This window comes from Marinobacter fuscus (assembly GCF_003007675.1).
Taxonomy (GTDB): domain Bacteria; phylum Pseudomonadota; class Gammaproteobacteria; order Pseudomonadales; family Oleiphilaceae; genus Marinobacter; species Marinobacter fuscus.
In genome coordinates this window covers 25,092-49,319 of record NZ_PXNP01000053.1, presented here as the reverse complement: position 1 = coordinate 49,319, position 24,228 = coordinate 25,092, and the positions used below count along the sequence as shown (strand labels likewise).

The 24,228-nt window shown below is 56.8% G+C and carries 20 protein-coding genes and 1 tRNA gene; 16 read left to right on the top strand and 5 right to left on the bottom strand.

Annotation, left to right across the window (positions count from 1 at the left end):
• The first annotated feature begins 4 nt into the window (after positions 1–4).
• Positions 5–3,223 (top strand): carbamoyl-phosphate synthase large subunit, encoded by a 3,219-nt coding sequence (gene carB / locus C7H09_RS08425; RefSeq protein WP_106762114.1) that lies wholly within the window; start codon positions 5–7, stop codon positions 3,221–3,223.
• A gap of 4 nt (positions 3,224–3,227) precedes the next feature.
• Positions 3,228–3,707 (top strand): transcription elongation factor GreA, encoded by a 480-nt coding sequence (gene greA / locus C7H09_RS08420; protein WP_106762113.1) that lies wholly within the window; start codon positions 3,228–3,230, stop codon positions 3,705–3,707.
• A gap of 63 nt (positions 3,708–3,770) precedes the next feature.
• On the opposite strand, the gene yhbY is transcribed toward greA, so the two are convergent.
• On the bottom strand, positions 3,771–4,079 hold the full coding sequence (gene yhbY, locus C7H09_RS08415) for a ribosome assembly RNA-binding protein YhbY (RefSeq protein ID WP_106762112.1): 309 nt from the start codon (positions 4,077–4,079) through the stop codon (positions 3,771–3,773).
• A gap of 289 nt (positions 4,080–4,368) precedes the next feature.
• Here yhbY and ftsH point away from each other — a divergent pair, with 289 nt between their 5' ends.
• The 14 genes from ftsH (at position 4,369) to traT (ending at position 19,983) form a co-directional block, all read left to right on the top strand.
• On the top strand, positions 4,369–6,312 hold the full coding sequence (ftsH, locus tag C7H09_RS08410) for an ATP-dependent zinc metalloprotease FtsH (protein WP_240616538.1): 1,944 nt from the start codon (positions 4,369–4,371) through the stop codon (positions 6,310–6,312).
• A gap of 93 nt (positions 6,313–6,405) precedes the next feature.
• The gene (gene folP, locus C7H09_RS08405; protein WP_420844187.1) at positions 6,406–7,230 is read left to right on the top strand and encodes a dihydropteroate synthase; all 825 of its coding nucleotides are present in this window, start codon (positions 6,406–6,408) and stop codon (positions 7,228–7,230) included.
• Positions 7,230–8,573, top strand: a complete 1,344-nt coding sequence (glmM, locus tag C7H09_RS08400) for a phosphoglucosamine mutase (RefSeq protein ID WP_106762110.1) — start codon at positions 7,230–7,232, stop codon at positions 8,571–8,573. Before folP ends, glmM begins: the two co-directional genes overlap by 1 nt.
• Positions 8,574–8,657: 84 nt before the next feature.
• The gene (gene tpiA / locus C7H09_RS08395; RefSeq protein WP_106762109.1) at positions 8,658–9,410 is read left to right on the top strand and encodes a triose-phosphate isomerase; all 753 of its coding nucleotides are present in this window, start codon (positions 8,658–8,660) and stop codon (positions 9,408–9,410) included.
• Between the two features lie 30 nt (positions 9,411–9,440).
• Positions 9,441–9,827: a preprotein translocase subunit SecG gene (gene secG / locus C7H09_RS08390; RefSeq protein WP_106762108.1), complete on the top strand. Its 387-nt coding sequence runs from the start codon at positions 9,441–9,443 to the stop codon at positions 9,825–9,827.
• An 8-nt stretch (positions 9,828–9,835) separates the two neighbouring features.
• Positions 9,836–9,920: transfer RNA gene (locus C7H09_RS08385), tRNA-Leu, on the top strand.
• A gap of 314 nt (positions 9,921–10,234) precedes the next feature.
• Positions 10,235–10,696 carry a ribosome maturation factor RimP gene (gene rimP / locus C7H09_RS08380; RefSeq protein ID WP_106762107.1) on the top strand — a complete coding sequence of 154 codons (462 nt, stop codon included), beginning with the start codon at positions 10,235–10,237 and terminating at the stop codon, positions 10,694–10,696.
• Between the two features lie 50 nt (positions 10,697–10,746).
• Positions 10,747–12,240: a transcription termination factor NusA gene (gene nusA, locus C7H09_RS08375; RefSeq protein ID WP_106762106.1), complete on the top strand. Its 1,494-nt coding sequence runs from the start codon at positions 10,747–10,749 to the stop codon at positions 12,238–12,240.
• A 20-nt stretch (positions 12,241–12,260) separates the two neighbouring features.
• On the top strand, positions 12,261–14,801 hold the full coding sequence (gene infB / locus C7H09_RS08370) for a translation initiation factor IF-2 (protein ID WP_106762105.1): 2,541 nt from the start codon (positions 12,261–12,263) through the stop codon (positions 14,799–14,801).
• Positions 14,801–15,232, top strand: a complete 432-nt coding sequence (gene rbfA / locus C7H09_RS08365) for a 30S ribosome-binding factor RbfA (RefSeq protein ID WP_106762104.1) — start codon at positions 14,801–14,803, stop codon at positions 15,230–15,232. The genes infB and rbfA overlap by 1 nt, the downstream gene beginning before the upstream one ends.
• Positions 15,229–16,152: a tRNA pseudouridine(55) synthase TruB gene (gene truB, locus C7H09_RS08360; protein WP_106762103.1), complete on the top strand. Its 924-nt coding sequence runs from the start codon at positions 15,229–15,231 to the stop codon at positions 16,150–16,152. Before rbfA ends, truB begins: the two co-directional genes overlap by 4 nt.
• 79 nt (positions 16,153–16,231) lie before the next feature.
• Entirely contained in the window at positions 16,232–16,501 is a 270-nt protein-coding gene (gene rpsO, locus C7H09_RS08355) for a 30S ribosomal protein S15 (RefSeq protein ID WP_106762102.1), read from the top strand.
• Between the two features lie 346 nt (positions 16,502–16,847).
• A complete protein-coding gene (gene pnp, locus C7H09_RS08350; RefSeq protein ID WP_240616542.1) occupies positions 16,848–18,962 on the top strand; it encodes a polyribonucleotide nucleotidyltransferase in 2,115 nt (704 codons plus the stop codon).
• Positions 18,963–19,158: 196 nt separating this feature from the next.
• Positions 19,159–19,983 carry a complement resistance protein TraT gene (gene traT / locus C7H09_RS08345; RefSeq protein WP_165794806.1) on the top strand — a complete coding sequence of 275 codons (825 nt, stop codon included), beginning with the start codon at positions 19,159–19,161 and terminating at the stop codon, positions 19,981–19,983.
• A gap of 72 nt (positions 19,984–20,055) precedes the next feature.
• On the opposite strand, the gene C7H09_RS08340 is transcribed toward traT, so the two are convergent.
• The 4 genes from C7H09_RS08340 to C7H09_RS08325 form a co-directional block, all read right to left on the bottom strand.
• The gene (locus C7H09_RS08340) at positions 20,056–20,625 is read right to left on the bottom strand and encodes an outer membrane beta-barrel protein (protein WP_106762100.1); all 570 of its coding nucleotides are present in this window, start codon (positions 20,623–20,625) and stop codon (positions 20,056–20,058) included.
• A 157-nt stretch (positions 20,626–20,782) separates the two neighbouring features.
• A complete protein-coding gene (locus tag C7H09_RS08335) occupies positions 20,783–21,673 on the bottom strand; it encodes an alpha/beta hydrolase (RefSeq protein WP_106762099.1) in 891 nt (296 codons plus the stop codon).
• Entirely contained in the window at positions 21,643–23,511 is a 1,869-nt protein-coding gene (locus C7H09_RS08330; protein WP_106762098.1) for an Lnb N-terminal periplasmic domain-containing protein, read from the bottom strand. Before C7H09_RS08330 ends, C7H09_RS08335 begins: the two co-directional genes overlap by 31 nt.
• 79 nt (positions 23,512–23,590) lie before the next feature.
• Positions 23,591–24,055 carry a DUF3015 family protein gene (locus C7H09_RS08325; RefSeq protein WP_106762097.1) on the bottom strand — a complete coding sequence of 155 codons (465 nt, stop codon included), beginning with the start codon at positions 24,053–24,055 and terminating at the stop codon, positions 23,591–23,593.
• Between the last annotated feature and the right edge of the window lie 173 nt (positions 24,056–24,228).

Here is a 24,228-nt window from a genome sequence, read left to right as displayed (position 1 = left end):
AGACATGCCAAAACGTACAGACATCAAAAGCATCCTGATCCTGGGCGCAGGCCCGATTGTGATCGGGCAGGCGTGCGAATTCGACTACTCCGGCGCCCAGGCCTGTAAAGCCCTGCGCGAAGAGGGTTACCGGGTAATCCTGGTGAACTCGAACCCCGCGACCATCATGACCGACCCGGTGATGGCCGATGCCACCTACATCGAGCCGATCACCTGGAAGACCGTTGAAAAGATCATCGAGAAAGAAAAGCCCGACGCCCTGTTGCCCACCATGGGTGGTCAGACCGCACTGAACTGCGCGTTGGACCTGGAAAAGCACGGCGTGCTGGAAAAGCACGGCGTTGAAATGATCGGCGCGAATGCCGATACCATCGACAAAGCCGAAGACCGTGACCGTTTCGACAAGGCGATGAAGAAAATCGGCCTGGAGTGCCCCCGCGCCGCCATCGCCCATTCCATGGACGAAGCCTGGAAAATCTCCGAAGACATCGGCTTTCCCTGCATCATCCGTCCGTCGTTCACGATGGGCGGCTCCGGTGGCGGTATCGCCTACAACAAGGACGAGTTCGAAGAGATCTGCACCCGGGGGCTGGACCTGTCGCCCACCAACGAGCTGTTGATTGACGAATCTCTGATCGGCTGGAAAGAGTACGAGATGGAAGTGGTGCGCGACAAAGCGGACAACTGCATCATCGTCTGTGCCATCGAAAACTTCGACGCCATGGGCGTGCATACCGGTGACTCCATCACCGTGGCACCGGCCCAGACCCTCACCGACAAGGAATACCAGATCATGCGCAACGCCTCGCTGGCGGTGCTGCGTGAAATCGGTGTGGAAACCGGCGGATCCAACGTCCAGTTCGGCATCAACCCGGACACCGGCCGCATGGTTGTCATCGAAATGAACCCGCGGGTGTCCCGTTCCTCGGCGCTGGCCTCCAAAGCCACCGGCTTCCCGATCGCCAAAGTGGCCGCCAAGCTGGCGGTGGGCTACACGCTGGATGAACTGCAGAACGAAATCACCGGTGGTGTTACCCCGGCCTCGTTCGAGCCTTCCATCGACTACGTGGTCACCAAGATTCCCCGTTTCACCTTCGAGAAGTTCCCCCAGGCTGACGCCCGCCTGACCACCCAGATGAAATCCGTGGGTGAGGTCATGGCCATCGGCCGCACCTTCCAGGAATCGGTGCAGAAAGCGCTGCGCGGCCTGGAAGTGGGTTCCGACGGTTTTGACGAGAAGCTCGAAGAGTTTGAATCGGAGAACGCCCGGGAAACCCTGACCCGCGAGCTCAACGTGCCGGGTGCCGAGCGCATCTGGTACATCGGCGACGCCTTCCGGGCTGGCCTGTCGGTTGAAGACGTGTTCCGGCACACCAAAGTGGACCCCTGGTACCTGGTGCAGATTGAAGACCTGATTCGTGAAGAGCAGGCGCTGAAGTCCGCAGGTAAAGCCGACATCGACAAAGCCACACTGTTCCGCCTCAAGCGCAAAGGCTTCTCGGACACCCGCCTGGCCAAGCTGCTGGGCATCTCTGAAGTCAGCCTGCGCAAACTGCGCCACGACCTGGGCATCCGCCCGGTCTACAAGCGCGTGGACACCTGCGCCGCCGAGTTTGCCTCTGATACCGCCTACATGTACTCCACCTACGAGGAAGAGTGTGAGACCGAGCCGTCGGATCGCGATAAGATTGTGGTGATCGGTGGCGGCCCCAACCGCATCGGGCAGGGCATCGAGTTTGATTACTGCTGTGTGCATGCGGCCCTGGCCATGCGTGAAGACGGCTATGAAACCATCATGATCAACTGCAACCCGGAAACCGTGTCGACCGACTACGACACCTCCGACCGGTTGTACTTCGAACCGATTACCCTGGAAGACGTGCTGGAAATCATCAACGTCGAGAAACCCAAAGGCGTGATTGTTCAGTACGGCGGCCAGACGCCGCTGAAGCTGGCCCGTGGCCTGGAGGCGGCTGGCGTACCCATCATCGGCACCAGCCCGGACGCCATCGACCGCGCCGAAGACCGTGAGCGGTTCCAGCAGATGATCCAGCGCCTGGGCCTGAAACAGCCGGAAAACGCCACCGTGCGCAGCCATGAAGAAGGCATTCTGGCGGCCCGTGACATCGGCTATCCGCTGGTGGTGCGCCCGTCTTATGTGTTGGGTGGTCGGGCCATGGAAATCGTCTATGACGAAACCGAACTGACCCGCTACATGCGCAATGCCGTGCTGGTCTCCAACGACAGCCCGGTGTTGCTGGATCACTTCCTCAACGCCGCCATCGAGGTGGACATTGATGCCATTTGCGACGGCACAGACGTGGTCATCGGCGGCATCATGCAGCACATTGAACAGGCCGGTGTGCATTCCGGTGACTCCGCCTGCTCGCTGCCGCCGTACAGCTTGCCCAGACAGGTGCAGGACGACATGCGCGAGGCGGTCAAGAAAATGGCCATCGAGCTGGATGTGGTCGGCCTGATGAACGTCCAGCTGGCCTACCAGGACGGCGAGATCTACGTGATCGAAGTGAACCCGCGCGCCTCCCGCACGGTGCCGTTCGTGTCCAAGGCCATCGGTGTATCGCTGGCGGCGGTGGCCGCCCGGGTGATGTCGGGCAAGAGCCTTAAGGAGCTTAACTTCCTCGAAGAGATTGTGCCGACTTACTACGCCGTGAAGGAGTCTGTGTTCCCGTTCAACAAGTTCCCGGCGGTAGACCCAATTCTGGGGCCGGAAATGAAATCGACCGGCGAAGTGATGGGCGTGGGTGATAGCTTTGACGAAGCGTTTGCCAAGGCGTCGCTGGCCATTGGTGAGCGTTTGCCAGCCAAGGGTACCGCCTTCATGTCGGTTCGGGATGTTGACAAGCCTGGTGCCGCCAGTGTCGCCCGCGACCTGATTGAAGCCGGTTTCCGCATCATTGCCACCACCGGCACTGCCAAGGCGCTGGAAGCGGAAGGGCTGAAAGTGGAGCTGGTAAATAAGGTGCGTGAGGGGCGTCCACACATTGTCGACGCCATCAAGAACGGACAGGTACAGTTGGTCATCAACACCACAGAAGGCCGCAAGGCCATTTCTGATTCGGCGCAGATTCGTCAGTCGGCGATTCAGACCAAAGTAACCTATACCACCACGCTGGCAGGGGGTGAAGCCTTCTGTCGGGCCATCAAGTTTGGCCCGGAGCGTACCGTTCGCCGTTTACAGGATTTGCACTCAGGAAAATAAGATCATGTCCGAAAGAGTACCAATGACCAAGGTAGGCGAGGAGCGCCTGCGCGAGGAGCTGAAAAAGCTGAAATCGGAAGATCGGCCGCGGGTGATTGCGGCCATTGCCGATGCCCGTGAACATGGCGATCTCAAGGAGAACGCGGAATATCACGCCGCCCGTGAACAGCAGAGCTTCATTGAAGGTCGCATTCAGGAAATTGAAGGCAAGCTGTCTGCGGCTCAGGTGATTGATGTCACCACCATGGAGAACACCGGCAAGGTGATCTTCGGCACCACGGTTCACCTGATCAACGTCGAGACCGACGAAGAAGTCTGTTACCAGATCGTGGGTGAGGATGAGGCAGACATCAAGGCGGGCAAACTGTCGGTGTCGTCTCCGATTGCCCGGGCGTTGGTGGGCAAGCACGTCGACGATGTGGTGGCGGTGCGCATACCATCCGGTACCGTTGAGTACGAAATTGCCGAGGTGGAATACATTTAAGCCGCAGACAAACAAAAAAAGCCAGCCAGGGTTACCCCGGGCCGGCTTTTTTGTCGCCTGGGACTAGCGGTTGCGAAGCAGGTTGGAGAGTTTCGGGTTCGGCTGCTTGGCCCGGCGCAGAATCACGGCAATCTTGCCGATGGTTTGTACCAGTTCCGCGCCAGAGCTCTCGCAAACGGCCTTAATCGCGGCCTGGCGTGCTTCGCGGTCCGGGTTGGCTACCTTGATCTTGATCAGCTCGTGATCGTTCAGCGCTCGCTCAAGCTCGCCCTGTAGGCCCTCGGACAGGCCGTTGTCACCGATAATGACGACGGGCTTCAGGTTGTGGGCGATGGCCCGGAATTCTCGGCGCTGCTCCGCGGAAAGGCTCATGATGCAATCTCTTAATAAGTGCGATTAACAAAAGGTCAGCGGCATAGCGCTGAGAACATCGTATAATCGCGCTAGTGTAACAGATACCTGCTTGCGACGAATGGCTGTATTCACTTACTGGATGGCTGCCGTTGTAATTTCAGATATCGCGCCCATCATAGTGTTAGCGCCCGCATTCTGTGGCTGTTACGGTTAGGCCGTTTCTGGTGGGCAGACGTATATTTGGTGTAAGGTGTCAAGAAAGGGCTGGTGATACGTGGCCAGCACTGCAATTCACAGGTGATGATCCTTGAACGATATGGCAAAAAATCTGGTTCTCTGGCTGATTATAGCCGCCGTGCTGCTGATGGTGTTTCAGAATTTCTCTCCCACCACCACAGGACAGCAAGTTAATTATTCGCAGTTTGTCGAAATGGTCCAGCAGGGTCAGGTGCGGCAAGTAACCATCGATGGTCTGCAGGTTCAGGGTGTTCGCAATGACGGCTCCCAGTTCCAGAGCATCCGGCCTCAGGTGTCCGATAACAAGCTCATGGACGACCTTCTCGCCAACAAGGTTGAGGTGATCGGCAAGGAGCCGGAGCGTCAGAGCCTGTGGACTCAGCTTTTGGTTGCAGCGTTCCCGATTCTGATCATCATAGCGCTGTTTGTGTTCTTCATGCGGCAAATGCAGGGCGGCGGTGGCGGCAAGGGCCCCATGTCGTTCGGCAAGAGCAAAGCCCGACTGATGAGTGAAGATCAGATCAAGACGACGTTTGCTGACGTTGCCGGGGTCGACGAAGCCAAGGAAGATGTAAAGGAGTTGGTGGATTTCCTGCGGGATCCCAGCAAATTTCAGCGCCTGGGCGGCCGCATTCCTCGCGGTGTTCTGATGGTCGGTCCTCCGGGTACGGGTAAAACGCTGCTGGCCAAAGCCATTGCCGGTGAGGCGAAGGTGCCGTTCTTCTCAATCTCGGGTTCCGATTTCGTGGAAATGTTTGTGGGTGTGGGCGCGTCCCGTGTTCGCGATATGTTCGAACAGGCGAAAAAGCAGAGCCCGTGTATTATCTTCATCGACGAAATTGACGCGGTCGGTCGCCATCGTGGCGCTGGCATGGGCGGTGGCCACGACGAGCGGGAGCAGACGCTGAACCAGTTGCTGGTTGAGATGGACGGTTTTGAGGGTAACGAAGGCGTTATCGTCATTGCTGCCACTAACCGGCCCGACGTGTTGGATCCGGCGCTGCTGCGCCCGGGGCGCTTCGACCGTCAGGTGGTCGTCAGCCTGCCGGATATCATTGGCCGGGAGCAGATCCTGAAGGTACATATGAAGAAGGTGCCCCTGGCTGAGGGCATTGATCCGGCCTTGATTGCCCGTGGTACCCCTGGTTTCTCAGGCGCTGATCTGGCGAACCTGGTGAACGAGGCTGCGCTGTTTGCAGCCCGCCGCAACCAGCGCCTGGTCTCTATGGAAGAGTTGGAGTTGGCCAAGGACAAGATCATGATGGGCGCTGAACGCAAATCTATGGTCATGAACGAGAAAGAAAAGCGCAACACGGCGTACCACGAATCCGGGCATGCCATTGTAGGTCGCCTGATGCCGGAGCATGATCCGGTTTACAAGGTGAGTATTATTCCCCGTGGCCGGGCACTGGGCGTGACCATGTTCCTGCCGGAAGAAGATAAGTACAGCCACTCCAAGCGCTACCTGATCAGCTCGATCTGCAGTCTGTTTGGTGGTCGTATTGCTGAAGAGCTGACCCTCGGTTTTGACGGTGTCACCACCGGTGCCTCCAACGACATCGAACGTGCCACCAGCATCGCCCGCAACATGGTGGCGCGCTGGGGTCTCTCCGAGAAGCTGGGGCCTTTGCAGTACGATACCGACAGTGAGGAGCCGTTCCTTGGCCGTTCCGCCGGTCAGTCGCACACGGTGTATTCGCCAGAGACCGCTCAGCGGATTGATGAGGAAGTGCGCAACATCATCGATGAGTGCTACGAGAAGGCCAAGCAGTTGCTGATCGATAATCGCGACAAGCTTGACCTGATGGCTGAAGCACTCATGAAGTATGAGACCATCGATCGCCACCAGATTGACGATATCATGGCGGGTCGCGAGCCACGGGCGCCGAAGAACTGGGGCGACAGCGGGCCGACTGGTGGTGCAACTGTTGGCAATCCGGAATCGGATCCGGAGGCTGGGCGGCCTGATGATGGTCATCAGCCGGATGTAGGCAGGCCAGCAGGCGAGCACTGATCCGGAAACCCGGAACCAGCGTGAACGCCGCCCGATACCGGGCGGCGTTTGTTTTTGTGGAGAATAAATCAGGTTGGGCTGTTGATGAAATTAATGGACTTCGCCGGTCGGCAAGTGGATCTTTCGCGGTGCAGGGTGATGGGGATACTTAACGTTACCCCCGACTCCTTTTCTGATGGCGGGCAGTTCAACTCCCGTGATGCGGCACTGTGGCGCGCGCGGCAAATGGTTGAAGCCGGTGCCGACTTCATTGATGTTGGCGGCGAGTCTACGCGGCCGGGTGCTGTTGCGGTGTCTACCCAGGAAGAGTTGGATCGGGTGTGCCCGGTGGTTGAATCCATTGCCCGTGAGCTTGATGTGGTGATTTCGGTTGATACCAGTAACCCGGTGGTTATGGCAGAAGCGGTAAAGCTGGGGGCGGGCCTGATTAACGATGTCCGAGCCCTGCAGCGTGAAGGCGCGCCGGAAGCAGCTGCCGCCGCGGACGTGCCTGTGTGTCTTATGCACATTCAGGGTGAGCCTGATACCATGCAGAAAGATCCGCGCTACAGTCATCTAGGGCGGGATGTCAGCGCGTTTTTGTCCGGGCGAATGGCCTGTGCGGAGCAGGCCGGTGTCAGCCTGGCCAATATCATTCTCGATCCGGGGTTCGGCTTCGGTAAGACCGTGGCTCACAACTTCCGCTTGCTTGCAGCTCTGGAGCAGTTCCAGTTATTCGGTTGTCCGTTGCTGGTAGGAGTCTCCCGGAAGTCGATGCTCGGTGCGGTCACCGGCCGAGAGGTGAGTGAGCGGTTGCCAGCCAGCCTGGCTGCCGCGACAATAGCAGCCATGAAGGGGGCGGGCATTCTGCGGGTGCACGACGTACAGGAAACAGTAGATGCCGTGAAAGTGGTTGCGGCTGTAAGAGAGGCAATCTGATGGGGCAGCGCAAGTATTTTGGTACAGACGGCATTCGCGGTCGGGTGGGTGATGCTCCGATCACACCGGAATTTATGTTGCACCTTGGCTGGGCTGCAGGTCAGGCGTTCAAAAAGGCGGGGCAGCGTAACAGTGTGCTGATTGGCAAAGACACCCGTCTTTCCGGGTATATGTTTGAATCCGCTCTTGAGGCAGGTTTGTCTGCGGCCGGGGTGGATGTGAAGCTTCTGGGCCCTATGCCCACCCCTGCCATTGCCTATCTGACTCGAACCTTCCGGGCATCTGCAGGTATTGTGATCAGTGCCTCCCACAATCCTCACCATGATAACGGCATCAAGTTTTTCTCTGCGGCAGGCACCAAGCTTGATGATGCCCTGGAGGCAGAGATCGAACGTTGGCTGGATTGTCCGATTAGGGTTTGCGAGCCGGGAGAGCTGGGAAAAGCCAGCCGGGTGGATGATGCGCCAGGCCGTTACATCGAGTTCTGCAAGAGCACGGTTCCCAACGAATTCAGTCTTGAGGGTATGCACCTGGTGCTGGATTGCGCCCATGGCGCCACTTACCATGTCGCCCCCAAGGTATTTCGGGAGCTGGGTGCCCGGGTTACGGTGATTGGTGCCGAGCCTGACGGCCTTAACATCAATCTTGGCGTGGGCTCCACGCATCTGGAGTTGCTCCGGCAGACGGTCGCCGACAAATCGGCCGATCTCGGTATTGCGTTTGATGGCGACGGTGACCGGGTGTTGATGGTTGACCGCGACGGCTCCGAAGTGGATGGCGATGAGTTGCTGTACATTCTTGCCTCCCAGCGCCAGATGGAAGGGCGCCTGAAAGGGGGTGTGGTCGGCACGCTGATGACGAACCTGGGTGTTGAGCTCGCTCTGAAAGAGCTGGATATCAAATTTGAGCGGGCCAAAGTCGGTGACCGGTTCGTTATGGAGCGCCTGGTGTCTAATGGCTGGCTGGTCGGTGGCGAGGGCTCCGGGCACCTGGTCATCCGCGACTGTACCAGCACGGGTGATGGAATCGTTTCGGCGCTGCAGGTGCTGCTGGCGGTTCGTCGTTCCGGCAAGACCATGACTGAGTTGAGAGCCGGTATGAGTAAGCTGCCCCAGGAAATGATCAACGTACGGGTGTCTGAACGCTTTGATCCGCTCTCCCGGGACGATATCGCAGGGGCGGTTGCCCGGGCTGAAGCTGCCTTGGGCAGCGAAGGCCGCATCCTGCTCAGGGCCTCGGGAACCGAGCCTCTGATTCGGGTAATGGCGGAAGGGCATGATGCCGAACGTATTCGTGCAGTGGCCCGGCAGCTGGCTGAAGTGGTTGAGGCTTCGCAGCCCTGAAGCTCTGGTGGCGGGTGGTTGTGTGCCTGCATTGACTGCTGTATAGTTCGCGCTCTCTTTTGTTCAGGGTTGTCGAGAGCAGAGATGCGCCGCAAGATTGTTGCCGGAAACTGGAAAATGCACGGGTCGAAAGGCCTGGTCAGAGATCTTGTTGGTGCAATTTCCGGGCAGGTCGGATCTGGCAGCCTGGATGTTGTTATATTTCCGCCTGCGCCGTATGTTAGCTACGTCGCCAAAATGTCAGGCGGCGCTGTCAGGCTGGGGCTTCAGAATGTGTCCGAGCATGATGCCGGCGCCTACACGGGTGAAGTGTCGGCGTCGATGGCGCGGGATGTCGGTTGTGATTTTGTGCTGGTCGGCCACTCTGAACGTCGCCAGATGTTTGCCGAAACCGACGACCTGGTTGCCCGTAAGGTAGAGAAAGTTATCGCTTCCGGAATGACTGCCGTGCTGTGCGTGGGTGAAGTCGAGTCGGAGCGCGAAAGCGGCGAGGCCGAAGCCGTTGTCGAGAGGCAGGTGCGTCAGGGTTTGGCAGACGTACCCACAGATCGGTGGGGCTCCGTTGTTGTTGCTTATGAGCCGGTTTGGGCCATAGGCACCGGAAAAACTGCCACCGCAGAGGATGCCCAGGCAATGCATGCGGCGATTCGTCGGGTGCTTTCGGAGATGGGCGCGCCAGCCAATTCGATTTCAGTACTTTACGGCGGCAGTGTAAAAGCGGATAATGCTGCCGCGTTGTTTGCAGGGCCTGATGTTGATGGTGGTCTTGTTGGTGGCGCATCCTTGAATGCGGAAGAGTTTCTCAGTATTTGCCGATGCCTTTCGGCAGGTGCTTAATCCGAAACAGTCAGGTTTACGAGAGTTTGTATGGATTGGTTAGAAACACTGGTAGTGGTTGTACACGTCGTGATCGCCGTGGCGCTGGTGGGTCTGGTTCTGATCCAGCAGGGTAAGGGTGCAGACGCCGGAGCGGCTTTTGGTGGTGGTGCATCTCAGACTGTGTTCGGTAGTCAGGGTAGCGGCAGCTTCCTAACCAAGGTGACCACTCTGATGGCGGTCGTCTTTTTTGTAACCAGTTTTTCGTTGGCTGTATTTGCCAAGCAGCGCGCGGAAGTGGCCGGTGAGGCCGGTATTCCGGTGGTTCAGGAGTCCTCGAATGGGGCAGCTGAATCCCAGCAGGTGCCGTCGATTGACGAAGGTGCAGCCAGCAACGAAGCCGAGGGTGGGGAGTCTGGTCTCCCTGAGCTCGAGTAAGAATTGTTGCCCGGGTGGTGAAATTGGTAGACACGCCATCTTGAGGGGGTGGTGACGAAAGTCGTGCCGGTTCGAGTCCGGCCCCGGGCACCATATTGAAAGAACGGCTTGGTATTCCCAGGCCGTTTTTTTTGGTCAGTCCTTGACCAGTCCGTTTGGCGTCTCTATACTGCCGCGGATATTGGAGTTAGCGGTTGTCCGCTGGCTTCCAGGCAGGCCAGGTGTCTGTCGGTAGAGAGCGCGTAAGGGTTGGCTCTCTGCGAATTCTTGCAACAAAAGGCCCCATCATCAGGGGCTTTTTGATTAAGGGGCCTGGCGCAACGGGCCCTGGTGCATAAAAAGGGCTGATATACAGCCCTTTTTTTGTTTTTGTACTTTGAAAATTCCGAACACGGAGGCGGCGACACTTGTCAGCCAAACTGAAACAACTGGAAGACATCCTTCGCCCGGTGGTTGAAGGCCTGGGTTATGAATTCTGGGGCATCGAATATCGCTCCCAGGGGCAACATTCAATGCTCAGGGTATTCATAGATGATGCCGAAAACGGCATTGGTATTGATGACTGTGAAAAAGTCAGCCGCCAGATCAGCGGTGTGATGGATGTGGAAGATCCTATTCAGGTTGAGTACACGCTGGAAGTGTCTTCGCCAGGCATGGATCGGCCGCTGTTTACCCTGGCTCAGTACCAGAGTTTTGTTGGTCACCAGGTTCAGATCCGTTTGCGCATGGCCTTTGAAGGGCGCCGCAAATTCCAAGGGCTGATCAAGGGCGTGGAAGGTGATGAGGTAGTCATCGTGGTGGATGACCACGAGTATCTGTTGCCGTTCGACAGTATCGAGAAAGCCAACATTATGCCGGTTTTCGAATAAGCCATTTTCATATATCTACAGATGTATCTTTTTGAGGGCAGGGCAAACCCATGAGTAAAGAGATCTTGCTGGTAGTGGAATCCGTCTCGAACGAGAAAGGTGTCGAGAAGGATGTGATTTTCGAGGCGATTGAACTCGCGCTCGCCACCGCTGCCAAAAAACGCTACGAAGACGAAGAGGCGGATATCCGGGTTGCCATTGATCGCCGCACCGGAGAATACGAAACCTTCCGCCGCTGGTTGGTGGTCGATAACGATGCGGTTCCTGCTCTGGGTACAGAGCTGACTATGCAGGAAGCGGAAGAAATTGATACCGATCTCAAGCCTGGCGACATGCATGAAGAGAAGGTTGAGTCGGTTGCTTTCGGCCGAATCGGCGCTCAGGCGGCAAAGCAGATTATTTTCCAGAAAGTGCGTGAAGCCGAGCGCACCAAAATCGTCGACAGTTACCGCGATCGTATCAGTGAGTTGGTATCCGGTACGGTTAAAAAAGTGACCCGTGACAACGTTATTGTTGATCTGGGTAGCAACGCTGAAGCCTTGTTGCCGCGCGAGCACCTGATTCCCCGCGAAACCTTCCGTATGGGAGATCGGGTTCGGGCCTTGTTGCTGGAAATTCGCACCGATCATCGTGGGCCTCAGCTTATTCTGAGCCGCACCGATGCGCAGATGCTGGTTGAGCTTTTCCGGATTGAAGTGCCCGAGATTGCGGAAGAGTTGATCGAAATTCGCGGCGCAGCCCGGGATCCGGGTTCCAGAGCAAAGATTGCGGTAAAGACCAATGATCGCCGGATTGATCCGGTAGGTGCCTGTGTTGGTATGCGCGGCTCCCGCGTTCAGGCGGTCTCTAACGAGCTGGGTGGCGAAAGAGTCGATATTGTTCTGTACGACGACAACCCCGCCCAGTTGGTGATTAACGCCATGGCGCCAGCCGAAGTTGCCTCCATTGTAATGGACGAAGATCGCCACACCATGGATGTGGCCGTGGCCGAAGACAACCTGGCCCAGGCCATTGGCCGTAACGGCCAAAACGTGCGCTTGGCGACGGAGCTTACCGGCTGGACCCTGAACGTGATGACCGAGGAAGAAGCCGGTGAGCGTCAGGAGCAGGAATATAACCGCCTGCTTGAGCACTTTACGCAGTACCTTGATGTCGATGAGGAATTTGCCGGTGTGCTCATTGAAGAAGGCTTTACCTCTATCGAAGAGGTGGCCTACGTTCCGATGGAAGAGATGCTGGCAATCGACGGTTTTGATGAAGACACCGTTTCGGAACTGCGTCGCCGGGCCAAGGATGTCTTGCTGAACCAGGCGATCGCCAGTGAAGAAGCTCTGGAAGGTGCAGAACCTGAAGAAGATCTTCTGAATATGGATGGTATGGATCGCGCGCTGGCGTTCAAGCTCGCGGGCCTTGGTGTTCGGACAATGGAAGATCTGGCAGAACAGTCAATCGACGAACTGCTGGAAATTGAAGGTATGGATGAAGAGCGTGCCGGTCAGCTAATCATGACCGCACGTGCCCCCTGGTTTGAAGACCAGGCCTGATTCGGGAGAGGAGGTCCAGTATGACTGAAGTAACGGTAAAACAACTGGCCGCAGATGTAGGCGCTCCCGTGGATCGTTTGCTGAAGCAGATTGTCGAGGCCGGCTTGTCGGCCCGCAGTGAAAACGATGCTGTTACCAGCGATGAGAAGCAGCAGCTGCTGAGTTATCTGAGAAAGACCCACGGTGATGCAGCGGAAGAGCCGCGCAAGATCACACTCAAGCGCAAAACAACGACGACGTTGAAAGCGGGCAAGGCCAAGACGGTCAATGTAGAGGTTCGCAAGCGTCGCACTTACATCAAGCGTGCGGAGCTGCAGCCAGAGGCCGAAGCCGAAGTGCCGCAGGTAGAAGAAACTGTTGCGCAGCCGGTGGCAGAGCAGGCAACGGTAGAAGAGCCGGTGAAGACTGAAGCCGAAGCACCGGTAGCGGAGCCGAAAGCCGAAGAGCAACCGGCTACCGAAGAAGTAAAAGCTGAAGAGCAGCCTGCGGCGGAAACGCCGGAGCCTGTCACCGCGCCGGAGGATATGCCTATGCCTCCGCCGGAAGACGAAGGCCGGGATCGCAAGCCCAAGAAGAAAAAAGAGAAGGTGCGTGAGCGCGGTGATGATAGTGAAGAAGGCAAGCCTAAGAAGAAACAGGCTGGCCATCGCGGCCCACGCAGCCGTCCGGTAGAAGAGCCTCTGGTTATTTCAGAGGATGACGAGGACAAGGCTCCTCGCAAACAGCTGCGGGCCAAAAAGAAACCGAAAGAAAAGCGTCATGCTTTCGAGAGGCCCACAAAGCCAATGGTAAGAGAAGTACAGATTCCCGAAACCATCACTGTTGGTGACCTTGCACAGCGCATGGCCGTCAAGGCAGCGGATGTAATCAAGACCCTGATGGGCATGGGCGTGATGGCTACCATCAACCAGGCTCTGGATCAGGAAACCGCCGTACTGGTCACCGAAGAGTTGGGGCATACCCCCAAAGCCGTGAGCGAGGACGCTTTCGAAGAAGAAGTGTTGAGCGAAATTACCGGTTATGACGAGGGCAAAGAGCGCACCAAGCGGGCGCCTGTTGTCAGCGTGATGGGTCACGTAGACCACGGTAAGACCTCATTGCTGGACTACATTCGCCGTACCAAGGTTGCGTCTGGCGAGTCTGGTGGTATTACCCAGCATATCGGTGCTTACCACGTTCAGACCGATCACGGCATGGTGTCCTTCCTGGATACCCCGGGCCATGCGGCGTTTACTGCCATGCGTGCCCGCGGAGCCCAGTGTACGGATATTGTTATCCTGGTAGTGGCGGCCGACGATGGCGTAATGCCGCAAACCAAGGAAGCGATTCAGCACGCGCGCTCTGCCGGTGTTCCGCTGGTGGTTGCGATCACCAAAATTGACAAGGAAGAAGCCGATCCCGACCGCATCAAGAACGAGCTGTCGGCGCTGGAAGTGATTCCGGAAGACTGGGGCGGCGACGTGCAGTTTGTGCCTGTTTCTGCCAAATCCGGCGCCGGTATCGACGAACTGCTCGAGGCGGTTCTCCTGCAGGCTGAAATTCTGGAATTGGAAGCGTCTCCCGATGCCGCCGCGAAAGGCGTTGTGGTGGAATCCAGTCTGGAACGTGGTCGCGGTTCGGTCGCCACCGTGCTGGTTCAGAACGGTACCCTGCGCCAGGGTGAAATGGTGGTGGCTGGTTCCTTCTTCGGTAAGGTTCGAGCCATGACCGACGAGGCTGGCAACCAGGTTAAAGAAGCTGGCCCATCTATTCCGGTCGAGATTCTTGGTTTGAACGGTACGCCCGATGCAGGCGACGAGTTCCTCGCGGTTGCCAACGAGAAGAAGGCCAAAGAGCTGGCTGAGTTCCGTCAGGTGCGTGAGCGTGAGCAGCGCTTGCAGCGTCAGCAGGCCGCCAAGCTCGAAAACATGTTCGAGAACATGGGCAAAGACGAGGTCAAGACCCTCAACGTGGTGCTCAAGACCGACGTGCGTGGTTCTCTCGAGGCGATCACCAAGTCGTTGCAGGATCTGGGTAACGATGAAGTTCAGGTGAAGATCGTGTCGTCTGGTGTGGGCGGTATCGCTGAAACCGACGTCAGCCTGGCGATGGCAACCAACGCCGTCATCTTTGGCTTCAACGTGCGTGCGGATACAGCGTCCAAGCGCCTGGTTGAGCAGGAAGGCCTGGATCTGCGCTACTACAGCATCATCTACGGCCTGATCGATGATGTGAAGGCGGCCCTTACCGGCATGCTGGCGCCCGAGTTCCGTGAGGATATCGTGGGCATTGCCGATGTGCGCGATGTTTTCCGCTCACCGAAGTTTGGTCAGGTGGCTGGCTGCATGGTGACCGAAGGTACCGTATTCCGTAACAAGCCGATTCGGGTTCTGCGTGACAACGTGGTGATCTTTGAAGGCGAGCTGGAATCCCTGCGTCGTTTCAAAGATGACGTGCAGGAAGTTCGCAACGGCATGGAATGTGGTATCGGTGTTAAAGGCTACGACGTGAAAGTCGGCGACCAGATCGAAGTATTTGATCGCGTTCGCGTTGAGCGCAAGCTTGAGTCTTCGGGGGCCTGATGGCACGTGAATACAGCCGCGTAGATCGCATTGGCGATCAGATGCAGCGGGAGCTGGCGCAACTGATCCAGCGCGAGGTGAAAGATCCTCGCGTTGGTATGGTCACGGTGAACGACGTTAAGGTCAGCCGTGACCTCGGTTATGCCGATATCTATATCTCCCTGCTGTCTACCGACGAGCTGACGGAAGAGTCTCCTGAAGTTCAGGATTCTCTTTCAGTGCTCAACAAGGCCTCGGGCTTTCTGCGTGGCCAGATTGGCCGCGCTATGAAACTGAGAGTAACCCCGCATCTGCGTTTTCACTTCGACACCCTGCTAGGCCAGAGCCGCAAGATGGATCGACTGATCCGCCAGGCGGTGGGCGAACAGCCAGTGGTGCCCCGGGATGATAACGACGATCCGGTATCGGACAATCCGGAGCGTGACGCTTGAGCCGCAGACGCAAGGGCCGTGATGTAAACGGCATCCTGGTGATCGACAAGCCTCAGGGTGTGACCTCCAACGGTATCCTGCAGCAGGTCAAACGCCTGTATGGTGCGGCCAAGGCTGGCCACACAGGCGCACTGGATCCATTGGCCACCGGTGTACTGCCGCTGTGCTTTGGTGAGGCAACGAAGTTCTCCCAGAGCATGCTCGATAGCGACAAGGCCTACATCACCACCGCAAAACTCGGTGTGCGCACCGAAACCGGCGACAGTGAAGGTGCTGTGGTCGCTGAAAAGCCGGTGCCGGAGCTGACTGAGGCCACGGTTGAGGCGGTGCTGGAAGGCTTTCGCGGCAACATCCAGCAGGTGCCGTCGATGTACTCGGCTCTGAAACATCAGGGGCGGCCGCTCTACGAGTATGCTCGTGAGGGCATCGAAATCGAACGGCCAGCCCGGCCGGTCACCATTTATGAGCTTAAACTGCTGGCGGTTCGTGAAACCGAACTGGATCTGGCGGTTACCTGCACCAAAGGTACGTACATCCGCTCATTGGTGGAAGACATTGGTGAGGCGCTTGGCTGTGGGGCGCATGTGTCGGCACTCCGGCGCACGCTGGCTTCTGGCTACACCCTGGCAAATGTCCGTGATGTCAAAGACCTGGAAGCCATGCGCGAGCGTGGTGAAAGCCTGGATGGCCTGTTGCTGCCGCCAGAAACGGCGCTGACGATGTTTCCGGAGCACCGGCTCGCGGGCCCATCGCTGGTGTCGATCTTGAACGGACAACCGGTTAGAATACCGGGCCATCCCTTTGAAGGTTTTGTTCGTGTGTATGGCGAGCAGGCCTTCGTTGGGTTGGCAGAAGCAATTCCGGAAGGCGACGACACCACACTGGTGCCGCGCCGTCTGGTTAAGAGCGGCAAGGGGTAAACCCCGTTGTTGCATAGCCGGGCTGTAGAGATGCGCGGTTCGGCCGGATACTCATGCATCGCAAACAATGAGGTGAAATATGGCACTGTCAGCCAGTGAGAAAGCACAGATCGTTTCTGATTTCCAGCAAGGTGAAAGCGATACCGGTTCCCCTGAAGTTCAGGTGGCCCTGTTGACTGCCAACATCAACAAGCTGCAGGATCACTTCAAGGCCAACAAGCAGGATCACCATTCCCGCCGCGGCCTGATCCGGATGGTAAACCAGCGTCGTAAACTGCTGGACTACCTGAAGCGTAAAAACGCTGACCGTTACCTGGAACTTATCCAGCGTCTGGGTCTGCGTCGCTAATCCGGGTCTGACGATCTGATGGCTGGCCCGGGTGTACCCCGGGTTCAGCCGTGCTTCTCTCCCGCTTTCTGTCTTGTCCGCAGTCAGGGCTTGCAGGTGGCGATTTTGCTGCAGTTGATTTGTCCGTGAAACCGAAGGTTTTTCCCTGTCACAATGGAAAGCCGCTATTGATAGCAGGTTGTTGAAAGCCCGGGGCATGGCCGGGGTTTTACAACAGCCTGTTAGCTTTCAGACGGGTTGCCTTTCGGTTCACAGATCAGACTGCTGCAGTTGTTGGACACCGGCCGGTGAATGGGTCATTGGTCGAATTCGATAATTGATGAAAATGCAGGAGATGATTGTGGATCTGCAACCACGTATTAAGACATTTGAACTGGGTGGTGAAACCTACACTCTGGAAACGGGCCGTATTGCCCGCCAGGCTACTGGTGCTGTTTTGGTCACTTCCGGCGATACCGCGGTACTGGGTACCGTAGTCGGTGCCAAAGAGCCCAAGCCGGGCCAGGGCTTTTTCCCGCTGACCGTGAACTATCAGGAAAAAACCTACGCTGCCGGTAAAATCCCCGGTGGTTTCTTCAAGCGCGAAGGTCGTCCTTCTGAAAAAGAGACTCTGACTTCGCGCCTGATCGACCGGCCGATTCGTCCGTTGTTCCCGAACGGCTACATGAACGAAGTTCAGGTTGTGCTGACGGTTATGTCGGCCAGCAAGAACCACGATCCGGACATCGCGGCCATGTTGGCAGCGTCTGCGGCGCTGGCGATCTCCGGTATTCCGTTCGATGGCCCGATTGGTGCGGCGCGCGTAGCCTACACCAACGAAAAAGGCTACTTCCTGAACCCGACCTTCGAAGAGCTGAAAAGCTCACTGCTCGACATGGTTGTGGCAGGTACCGATGACGCGGTGCTGATGGTTGAGTCCGAGGCCAAAGGCCTGACTGAAGACCAGATGCTGGGCGCCGTGCTGTTTGGTCACCAGGAAATGCAGACCGCGATTACCGCGATCAAGGAATTTGCTGCAGAAAACGGTAAGCCGCGCTGGGAGTGGCAGCCTGAGGCTGAGAATACCGAGCTGCTCAATGTCATCAAGGCCGAGTTTGGTGGCGCCATCGAGGAAGCCTACGCGATCCGCGACAAGATGGCCCGTTACGAGCGCCTGGGTGAAATCAAGTCTGCGGCGGTTGAGAAACTGGCCGGTGACGAGGAAGGCCAGCCTTCCGAAGACGAAGTGAAGAAATACTTCGGCAAGGTTGAGAAATCCGTGGTTCGCCAGCAAGTGATTGACGGCAAGCCCCGTATCGACGGTCGTGACAACAAAACCGTTCGCCCGATCGACGTAAAAGTGGGTGTGCTGCCGTCTGTGCACGGTTCTGCACTGTTCACCCGTGGTGAGACCCAGGCCATTGTTACCGCGACGCTGGGCACCACCCGCGATGTTCAGATCATTGATGCCCTGGAAGGTGAGCGCAAAGACCCGTTCCTGTTCCACTACAACTTCCCTCCGTACTCCGTAGGTGAAGCGGGCCGCATGGGTTCACCGGGCCGTCGTGAAATCGGTCACGGTCGCTTGGCCAAGCGTGGTGTGGCGGCGGTTATGCCCACCATTGAAGAATTCCCGTACGCCATTCGCGCAGTTTCGGAAATCACAGAATCCAACGGTTCCAGCTCCATGGCCTCTGTCTGTGGTTCCTCACTGGCGCTGATGGACGCAGGTGTACCTTTGAAGGCGCCGGTTGCCGGTATTGCCATGGGTCTGGTTAAAGAAGGCGACAAGTTTGCCGTTCTGACCGACATCCTGGGTGACGAAGACCACCTGGGCGATATGGACTTCAAGGTTGCCGGTACCAAAGATGGCGTTACCGCCCTGCAGATGGACATCAAGATTCAGGGCATCACCGACGAGATCATGGAAATCGCCCTGGAGCAGGCCAACGCCGCGCGTTTGCACATTCTGGGTGAGATGAACAAGGTGATCGCTGAGTCCCGTTCAGAGTTGTCTGATCGTGCGCCGAGCATCACCACCATCAAGATCCATCCGGACAAGATCCGTGACGTGATCGGTAAGGGTGGTGCCACCATCCGTGGCATTTGCGACGAGACCGGTGCCTCCATCGACCTGGATGACGACGGCAATGTGAAGATCTACGCCGATAACGCCGCTGCTGCTCAGGCTGCTGTGAATCGTGTGAAGGAAATCACCGCCGAGATCGAGGTGGGCGCTATCTACAAAGGCCGCGTTGAGCGTATCGTCGACTTTGGTGCCTTCGTAAACATCCTGCCGGGTAAGGACGGTCTGGTGCATATCTCCCAGATTTCCGATCGCCGCATCGAGAACGTGACTGACGAGCTGAGCGAAGGTCAGGAAGTTCTGGTGAAGGTTCTGGATGTAGACAACCGTGGCCGCGTAAAGCTGTCCATGAAGGAAGTAAAGGAAGGCGAGCAGCCGACCGATTTTTCTGACTGATTCTTCGGATTTCAGTTGAGCAAAAAAACCGCCGAATGGCGGTTTTTTTGTGCCTTAGAAACAGAACCTGTCCTTGATTGCGACTCTCGGGTTTGGCGATTACACTTAGCGTTGATCGGTTTGGACTGTTCTGCCCATGCTTCGATCAGAAACAGAGGCGGGTGCCTCTTCAACTTGTGTGATCAGGGATTGTGATATGAAATTCGTCAAATTCGCCATTTTGTTTATGGCTACGGCTATTCTGGCGTCGGGCTGTACAACTGTTTCCAGGCAACTGGGCAGTATTACAGCTAATAAGTACGCCGAAGCTCGCAGTGGGACAGTCTGGGTGGTGCCGCCACCCCAGCTTGAGCCGCCTTCAGGAAACGATCGGACAGTCTATATTTCCTATCGGAATATTTCTGATAGCGACATTGACCTTCGCGAACTGCTGAGAGAGTCAGCTCGGGAGCAAGGCTGGACGATTCTGAACAATCCGGATCTTGCCAAGTACCGGCTTAGAGCTTCAACCCGCTTTTTCGGTGAAGTCGAGCCTGAGTCCGGTGGCGCAGGTGCGGCCCGCACTATGGGAGCGATTTCGGGGGCAGCGGTAGGCCTGGGAACAGGGTATGCAATCGCAAACATGACCGATAGCGGCGTGGCAGGTGTTGCTGGTGGTGTCGCCGCAGGCGGCCTGGTTGGAATAGGTATTTCCAATGCTTCGCGGCCCCGGGAATGGGCGTTGATCATCGATGTTGTTCTCGAAGAGCGTCAGAACAAGCAGGTAGAGTTCGAGATGGTAACGGACTCCGGTAGCCGTGCCGCAGACCGCGCGGGCGCTGGTAATGCCAGAATGGCTTCTGGTGGTGGAACCTCCCAGGGTAACACCAGCGTGGCCACCGCCAAGCGCAAGAGTAACTACTTCCCTCACGGCATCCGTTTGTCGGTCTGGGCCAACCAGATGAACATGAAAGAGGAAGAAGCCTTGCCGGAAATCGAGAAACGTACCCGCCGGGTTGTTACGCAGATGTTGCCGATGTAAACCAGGCGGCAGCACAGACAAAAAAGCCGCAGCGTGTTGCTGCGGCTTTTTAGATTCCGGTATTCGCTTGCATCAGAAGAAGAAGGTAACACCGCCAAACAGGCCAAAATCACCGTCTTGCAGATCAACTTCGGCGGTCGCACTCAGATTTTTCTGAATGAAGTAGCGACCCTGACCGGTCAGGCCGAGGTAGTCAGCATCTCCTGTAACGTAACGAGCGCTTGCACCCACTTCGATTTGCTCGTTCAGCTGGTGACGCAGGCCCCCGCGGATGGCTGGAGCGGTGTCATCAAAGGAGCCGGAGGCGCATCCGAAGAAATTGCAGTATTCGATCTCAAATTCCTGGTATTCAAGGTTAACACCTGCCCACACATCTGTTTTCGCATCAATTGGATGCCGGTAGCCAGCGCCGATGTGCCAGTTGGTATAATCATAATCGTCTGACAACAACCGGAAGCCGCCATAGGCGAAGATGTTTTCGGTGGCAAGATATGAACCACGAACGTCAAAGCCCATCAGTGTCTGGCCGCTGGGCATGAGAATAGCAGCGCCACCTTCTGCATAGGTGTAGCTTAGATCGGCGGAAGCAGCAGTAGAAAAGACGGCGGTTGCGAGCACAAGGCTCTTCATTACAGTTTTCATAAGTATTCCCTTACGGTCGTTTAAATATTGTTCTGTGAACGTTTTGTACTTCACATATTCTACGAGCCATGCCAAGCATTGCAAGATGTTAAGGAATTGTTTTCCTGCAACCATTGGCGGCTGTTCGTTGAAAGTGAGCGCGTACTAAGCGTAATCGTCAGTGTGTTTCTGGATTGCTTTTTCTGCTTTCAAGAAACTCCAGCACTGAGTTCCGGTAGGCCGGTATCACGAAAGTCGCCGCGTGGGGCGTATCGGTTTGCAGAAACTGCTTCGGCTCTTCAGCGGCCACGTAAAGCGTTGCTCCGTGCCGGAACGGAATAATGCCATCTCTTTTACTGTGGATGATCATGACCGGAACCGGTGATATTCCGGCAATTTTGTTTTTGCCTTCATATTCATCCGGAATCGTCCAGCTTAACGGAATCTGCAGAGGCCAGGTCAGCCAGAACGCGTCGAGCTTTTCCCGGGCAATTGCGCGAAAGCCGGAAAAGGTTCCGTCCAGTATCACGCCGTCGAGGTGCGGTTGTTCATTCCGCTGTGACCATTCGCTGGCCAGGGCAATACCCAAGGCACCACCAAGGCTCTGGCCCAGCAGATAGAGCGGGGCGTTAGTGCTGTGTTGCTGGTTACCCAGCCAGCGCAAACCGGTTTCTATATCGTGCAGAGCGCCTTCGATATCCGGAGCACCCGTTGACTGCCCGTACCCCCGGTAATCCAGCGTAAATACGTTGTAGCCCTTTTCAGGCAGCCAGGCTACGTTGAGCAGGTGTGCGCTGACGTTCTGTGCGTTGCCATGCAGATAATAGACGGTGCCTTTGGCGGGTTCGGCCGCTGCCGGTAGCCACCAGCCATGGAGCCTTTCGCCATCGGCGGTGTTTAAAAACACGTCTTGGTACGCAAGGTTAAGGCGATCGGGAGTAATGTAGGTTGCTTTATCCGGGTAGAAAAACAGGCTGCTGCACCCGGCTTGTGCCAAGGTAAGAAAACACAGCAGGGTGGCAGATAGCCAACGGGTGTTCAGAAATAGGCGTGGAGACCGGCTTTCCATGTACTTTGATACCTGTCGTAGTGATCTTCCCGCGTGAACCTGGCGAACAGGCTGAACTCGCGGCCAATATGCCAGTTGCCTTCAACATACAGCTGATCCTGGCGATGTTGACTGCTGACAATCCAGGCCTTGGCTTTTACCCCGGCCAGCGCACTGAAGTGATTGTTCTGATGCAACACCCCCAGGTCTGCGCCCGGTGCAAAGTCGTAGCCCCGCCGAATATCATCATCGATTTCCAAATCTGCCGTAGCAACAGCAAAGGCCTGGGTATGTGTGCCGAGGTTCCAGCTGCCGCCAGCGCCGCCTTCCAGGTAGGGGGTGAAGACCCGCCTCGTTGCAGTATCCGTTCGCCGTCCGCCAAAACCGACTTGCCAGGAGATCGGAGAAAAGAAGGCATCGCGGGGGCTTAAAGAGCGAATTTCAACACCAACGACTTGCTCGATCTGAAGTTCATTATTGGGGTGGTAGAGCCGGGCATCCAGGCGCATGAACTGGAGCTGTGCGCCGGGCCTGTAACCCGCGGGTGGGTCCAATAGGTCATGGTAGGCGGCCCGAACGGTCAGTTCGGTAAACTCTGCGCCAGCCAGCTGGCCGGCACCCAGGCTCAGGCGCAAGGTGTCGTGGCCCTGATCATCCCGGATGGTGGGCACCGGTACTTCCGGTACGGGCCCATCGTGATCAAGGGCACTGCGGGCAATCAGCAACTGGTGGGAGAGTGGCGCGGCGTGAGCCCGAGGCCAGTTTTCGGCTTCGCTCTGATAACGTACGTAATCGTAGGTTGCGTCCAGCAGCCGGGCCCTTGCGGCTTCACTTAGGGCGTTGACCTCATCCGAGTCGACTTCAACAAACCCATTGGCCATGGCGGCTGCGATATCGCGGTGCTCGGCGGGCAGGGATTCCAGGCTGTGGGCGACCGAGGTTGCCGCCGATGGCCGGTAGTGTACTTGCTCAATCAGCCCGGCATCCCGCACCCAACGTACCGTGTCTGAGGGAATAGCGTGAGTGCTTACTTCGGCGAGCAGGTCTGTGCCCGGGCGTGCGGCGTCGATAAGGGCCAGCAGGCGATAGGCGCAGTTTTCGTCAAAGAAATAGTAATCGAAATTCTTGTCCTGTATCTCCCAGGTATGGGCGAGCAGTGTATCCACTTCTTCCTGCTTCAGGTTAAGCGTATATTCCCACAAATCCCGATGCTCAATATCGTTATACAGCCGGATCATTTCGTAATAGGGCTGTATCGAGGTAATTCCCGGATAACCACCGAAGATGCCCCGGTAGGCGAACAGCAATTCACTGTCATGCTCTGCTGCATCAGCAGCGTAGGAGATAGTATTGGCCAACAGCAGATCGGTTTCGCCGGTGTTCTGCGGTGGATCTAGCCGAAGGAACGTGTGGCCAAACATCGACGACGGGCTGTTAAGGTAGGAGGCAGCAAAAACAAGTGTGACTTTTTCCGTGTTCAGCGTGCTGAACCAGTCATCGTACTCCGGGCAACTGGGCTTTTCGTCAGGCAGATCAAGCTGCTTTCTCAGCCAGGCGTCACGGGCAGGGAAGCGGCAGCGGGCGTGTTCGTTGCCTTCGCCAGGTTGCAAAATGGCGTTCAGTGTTGCCTGCAGCTCGGCCTCGGGTGATGACTTGCCCTGCTCACTCAGAAAAAATGCAGGATCATCGGCCTGGCTCAGGTAGCCGTTGCCAATGGCTTTCGGATGGTAATGCCCGAGCGTTAACCAGTCAGGGTGTTGGTGCAGGTCTTCGGGTAGCGATGGCACATCAGCCTGCGCCCAGGCGGTGCTGCAAGCAAGCCAGATAGCGGCTTGCCCGATACGAAGGGTGAAGCCCATGAAATTGGAGTTTCCGGTTTGGGTGTGCGGATGGAAATGCGCCGTCCGTGGCGCAATCTCATTCCTTTGAGCGCCTGGATCAGGCGGCGACGTACTTGCTCAGAGACTCGTTCTGCTCCAGCAGCGCAACAATTGCGTCGACTGCTTCGCCAGAAGTGGTTTCGGAGTTGGGGAAGATAGCGGCAAAGTTGTCTTGCAGGGTAGCCCGGAACTCATCGCGGTCTGCTTCGTTGATGCCCAGCAGTACGGCCAGGGTGTCCAGGTTTTCGCCAGTGCCACGGGACATGTCACGGGCAACCTTGTCGATGTTGCTGTCCATGTACATGGCCATTGACTGAACAGCCTGGTTGGTCTGGCAACCCAGAGTACCGGTCGTCATACCAAAGGTCTGGTTACCCAGAGTACCGTTGGTGGTCGCTGCCAGCACGTGAGGAGCCACGCCGGACTGTCCTTTCCAGATCATGGAGCCAACGCCACAGCCCGGTTGAGCAAAGGCCATTGTGGAAGCACCAAGAAGAACTGCACCTGCGATCAATTTTTTCATTGTCCACTCCTTTATGTGGTTTTTAGCATTCGTCGCATACCCTGCAATCATGATGTTCCTGGCGATTGCAGGTAACGGTCAACTATGAGTTACTCAATTAGTGTTGATCGTTAGTGGGAGTATAATGGAAAAAAAGTTACGGTAAACTCTTGACCGGACAATCAATTGATTTG